1 protein-coding gene is annotated in these 790 nt (G+C 56.8%); it reads right to left on the bottom strand.

Annotated elements, in window-relative coordinates:
* Window positions 1-22: 22 nt before the first annotated feature.
* Window positions 23-790, bottom strand: a 768-nt coding sequence (locus tag ACR0NO_RS22160; RefSeq protein ID WP_480725722.1) for a DMT family transporter, incomplete at its 5' end; no start/stop codon positions are given.

The raw sequence follows: 790 nt of genomic DNA, 5'->3' as shown, positions 1-790 counted from the left end.
GCTAAGGGCCGGGCGTATAGCCTTAGATTGGAGGCACGGCACGCACGGCGACCAACTGTCTGGCCGCCACCCTTTCACGATGTATCATATACAGCCCCGCACCGATGATGATGGCAATGCCAAGCAGACTAAGCGTGTTCGGGAAGTCATTGAAGACAAGATAGCCGAACAAGGTCGCGACCGGCAGCTCAAAATACTGCAGCGGTGCCAGCGTGGCGGAAGGCGCAAAGGACAGCGCATAGGTCATCATCATGTGGCTCACCGTCGCAAAAAAGCCAGCGCCCAACAGCCACAACAACGCGACGTCTGTCGGCCACACGGGATCAAACAAATCAGAGCCGGAACCTTGCGCAACAATTAGAGCTGGAATGCAAAACAGGCTGGCGATCAGGCCAGTGTGGAATTGCAGGGTCACGGGGTGCACCCGACGCGACAACCCACGGGTCAAAAGAATGTAGAAAGCAAAGGCAACTGCCGTGCCAAGCGGAATAATGGCAACCGCGCCGAAAGCTGCGAAACTGGGCTGGATGACGAACAACACCCCGACAAACCCCACAAGCGCCGCGCCGACGCGACGCGGGCCGACGTCTTCACCAAGATAGAACTTGCCGACCAACAAGACGATGAAAGGGGCAACGAACACGATTGCCAGCGCATCGGCAAGGGGCATCACCCGGATCGCGGCAATGAAGCAAAATGTTGCGAACACCAACAGCAATGAGCGAAAAACCAGCACCATCACCTGACCTTTCGCCACGCGCAACGAAAGTCCCATTATCCAGATGAAAGG

This window comes from Ruegeria sp. CL3 (assembly GCF_056536505.1).
This window is presented reverse-complemented; position numbering and strand designations above follow the sequence as displayed.